At 42.6% G+C, this 4,307-nt stretch carries 3 protein-coding genes; all 3 read left to right on the forward strand.

Going from position 1 to position 4,307, the window contains the following annotated elements:
- The coding region (locus Q1V93_RS05485) for a hypothetical protein (protein ID WP_300662540.1) at window positions 1-768 on the forward strand (768 nt) is incomplete at its 5' end.
- Entirely contained in the window at window positions 761-1,651 is an 891-nt protein-coding gene (gene hemF / locus Q1V93_RS05490) for an oxygen-dependent coproporphyrinogen oxidase (RefSeq protein WP_300662543.1), read from the forward strand. The genes Q1V93_RS05485 and hemF, both read left to right, overlap by 8 nt.
- Window positions 1,652-1,889: 238 nt before the next feature.
- Window positions 1,890-4,307, forward strand: a 2,418-nt coding sequence (locus Q1V93_RS05495) for a PKD domain-containing protein (RefSeq protein ID WP_300662546.1), incomplete at its 3' end; no start/stop codon positions are given.

A 4,307-nucleotide genomic window follows, 5' to 3' on the forward strand; every position in this document is an offset into this window, starting at 1 on the left:
TGGTGCGGAAAACAAAAGATTCGAATGGTTTGTCCTTCGGCTTGCAACAGTTCGTTGTTGAAGAACAATCCGTACATCTATGCTTCGGTTACTTCCGATATGACGCAGCAGGAAATTCTGGCGAAATACACAATTGAGAAATACAAAACTGCTCAGATCATTTTAATTAATCCCGGAATTGCAAAAGACCAGGAGTTATTTGACGCTTACAGAAAAAGATTCATCGAACTTTCCAAAAAGAATGGAAATATGAAGCTGATCGAAGCCAAATTGTCTGATTATTCTACGTTCATCAGAAAAAGCGGGGAATCAGTGGTTGTTCTTCCTACGAGAGATAAAGGAACTGTTTTGAGTTTCATCAATTCGCTGCACAAATCGGTTGGGAAACTGCAAAATGCAGATGTCACCGTGATGGGAGTGAAAGAATGGGGAGGTTTTGACGACATAGCAGGATATTACAAAACGAAATACAAAATCACCTGGGCTTCTTCCAGTGATTTGAATTACTCTTTACCGGATACACAGACTTTGCTGAGATTGTACCGCAAAAAATATCGTGCAGATATGAATAAAGCCGGAGCACATGGATTTGACGTCGTTTACTATTTTACAAGAACCTTGTTGATGAAAGAAGAAGTTCCGAGTGAAGTCGTGAATGCTTTCGATCCGAAAGTAGCTGTTGCTGGTGGCGGGTACGAAAATCAATCTTGTTTTATTCTGAAACATGAGGATTATGAATTAATTCGTGTGGGTGTATTCTATGAATAAGGAAACGATCGGACAAGAATTCAGAGCATTGCAATTGTTTATTTGCAATGAATTGGAGCGCATTGACGGAAAAGCAAAATTCTCCGAAGATTCCTGGGAACGTGCTGAAGGGGGGGGCGGAAAAACGCGTACAATCCGGCACGGAGCGTTGATCGAAAAAGGCGGAGTAGCATTTTCAGAAGTGCATGGCCCTGTTTCGGACGAAATGAAAGCTCAATTGAAACTGGACGGGAATCATTTTTATGCTACCGGAGTTTCCATCGTTTTGCATCCCAATAATCCGCATGTGCCGATCATTCATATGAATGTACGCTATTTCGAACTGGATAACGGAATTCACTGGTTTGGCGGAGGAATTGATCTGACACCGCATTATGTCATCCATGAACATGCCATTTTGTTTCACCGGAAACTAAAAACCGTTTGCAATAAATACGATGAGTCGTTCTATCTGAAATTCAAAGAATGGGCAGACGAGTATTTTTATTTGCCGCATCGGAAAGAAACCAGGGGAATAGGAGGAATCTTCTTCGATCATTTGAACAATCATTTTCAGTTGAATAAAGAGCAATTGTTCCGTTTCTGCCTGGATTTGGGAGAAAGTTTCCCGTTTTTGTATGAAGAACAGGCAGCTTTCGGAAGAAACAAACCATTTACCGAAGCTGAAAAGCAATGGATGCACTACCGCCGTGGACGTTACACCGAATTTAACCTGGCTTTCGACAGAGGGACCAAGTTCGGATTGTATTCGGGCGGAAGAACAGAATCTATTTTAATGAGTTTGCCTCCAATGGCCGAATGGGAGTATAATTACGTACCCGAAGAAGGATCTCCGGAAGCAGAAACACTGAATTATCTGAAACAAAAGCACAGCTATCTCTAATTGAAAAGTGATAATTGAAAAAGTAAAAGTGAAAAAGGAGGAAATCTCCTTAAAATCTTTTCAATTGTCAATTCTCCATTCTCCCCTCTGTTGTGTTAAAATTAAAGTATTGATACGTTAGATGTAAATATCTTTAAGATTCCTTCAATACCTGTTATTTTTAACAGAATCATTTTCACTTTAAGGCAACCATCACTTCATTCTTCCGTAACTTTGATGTATCAATTAATGATTTTAAATGATTGTGAAGAAGAACTACATTAACCTGATTTTAATCAGCTTAATGACTATTGCCGGAAGTATCGTATATTCTCAGGTTCAGCCCGCTTGCCCGAATGCCAATTTTGCTCAGGGAGGGTTTAACAATTGGAATGCATTTACCGGCGATTATACCAATCCATTCGCAACTCCTGGTGTTGTATCAGGAAGACATACTTTGATCAGTACTCCGGGAACGGATCCTTATACGTGTGGCGGGTTACCTTATTTGCCTACGGGAGCTTTTGTCGTGGCACGTCTTGGAAACAATGTTACCAATGCGGAAGGTGAAGCACTTCGTTATTCGATGACGGTCACAACCGATAATGCATTATTGATTTACAAATACGCAGCTGTTTTGGAAGATGCGGGACATGCTCCTAATGAGCAACCCAAATTGACCTTGAAAGTGTTGGACCAGGCAGGAAACCAGATTGGTGGTCCGTGTGGTGTTTATGATGTGTATGCAGGACAACCCGGTCAGAATTTCCAGACTTGTGGTGGGGTTGTTTGGTTGCCATGGTCTACAGCAGCATTGGATTTATCAGGTTTTATCGGACAAACAATCCAGGTGGAATTTACAACGCGTGATTGTAGTCTTTCCGGTCATTTCGGATATGCGTATGTAACCATGAGCTGTCAGCCTTTGAGATTAACAGTACAGTATTGTCAGGGAACCAACAATGCAACATTAACGGCTCCAACCGGATTCAGCAGTTATTTGTGGAATACCGGTGCAACAACACCAACTATTTCGGTTCCCAACCCAACAACAGGAACAACGTATTCGTGTCAATTAACAACAATTACAAATACCGGATCTTGTTCGGTAACAGTAGATGTGGATGTAGAACCAACAGTTGTTGTTCCGGAATATACGCATACGCAAAACTGCGGCCAGTTGAATGTTCAGTTTACGAGCACTTCAACGGTAAATAACAATGTGATCGTTGCCAATGTATGGAATTTCGGTGACGGAACAACTTCGACCCAAACAAACCCGAATCATACGTATACCACTCCGGGAGTTTACAATGTGCGTCTGATTTCATATGAAACCACCGGTTGTCGTGATACGATCATCAAACAGGTCACGGTGAAGTCAATTCCTACGGCAGATTTCACAGTAACAAATACCTGTGTTTTGACTTCAACTACGATGACAAATACTTCTACGGATTTGATTAACCAGAATATGACTTATTCCTGGGATTTCGGTGACGGAACACCGTTGGAAGCCGGGGCAACTCCTTCTCATGTTTATCAAACTGCAGGAACATACGCGATCACGTTGGTTGCAACCAATGCAGACGGATGCACGCACACGCGGGTTCGAAATATTACTGTTTATGGATTACCGGCTGTTGAAGCGGGAGTTGATCAGCAACTTTGTCCTTACACTCCTTTGACGGTAAGTGGTTCGGGAGCGGTTTCTTATACCTGGAATAACGGAGCTGTGAACGCAACGCCATTCATTCCGACAGTTGACGGAAAATACATCGTAACAGGGACGGATGCAAACGGTTGTAAGAACAAAGATTCTTTGATGGTCACCTTTTTACCGGCTCCGGTTGTTTCTGCAGGACCTGATGTAACAGTTTGTGAAAATACCCAGGTTACATTCACCGGAACAGGCGCGAATAATTACGATTGGTCTCATGGTATTACCGACGGACAAGCATATACTCCGGCTGTAGGAACTTACGATATCGTGATGCACGGTTACGATGCAACGAATTGTTTCGGATTAGATACCGTGCGCTTAGTTGTTAATCCGCTTCCGGCTGTGAGTGCAGGACCAGATCAAATCATTTGTGAAGGAACTTCAACCGTTTTGGCAGGTTCCGGTGCGGATTCATACGATTGGGATAACGGAGTAATTGATCATGTTGCTTTTTCTCCTGCCGGTACGTTGACTTATACGGTTACCGGAACTTCTGCGGCAGGATGCGTCAATACCGACCAGGTGGTGGTGGCAATCGAAGAACCGGTTAATTTCCAGATTACAACCAATTCAGAGACTGGTTGCGAGCCTCAGACGGCTTTGTTGTTCAATCAGTCTACAGGAACGGCAAGTGTGAATACACAATGGACATTTGGTGACGGAAATACAGTTTCCAGTTTGAATGATACGGTGTCTAATTTATATCAGAATCAGGGATGTTATGACGTAACGGTTACTTCTACAACCGCTTTGGGATGTGTCTGGACAGTTACTTATCCTGATTTCATTTGTGTATATCCGAATCCGGTTGCGAATTTTACGCCAAGCCCGGGAGTTGTTTCGGTGATTGCTCCTGAATCCCATTTGATCAATACTTCTACGGGAGCTACTCAATACATCTGGAATTTCGGCGACGGATCAGAAATCTCGAATGAATTGAGTCCGAATCATACG

The organism is Fluviicola sp., assembly GCF_030151805.1.
Lineage (GTDB): Bacteria > Bacteroidota > Bacteroidia > Flavobacteriales_D > Crocinitomicaceae > Fluviicola.

Coding starts and splice junctions, on each gene's coding strand:
- hemF (WP_300662543.1), top strand. CDS start 761: ATGAATAAGGAAACGATCGGACAAGAATTCAGAGCATTGCAATTGTTT.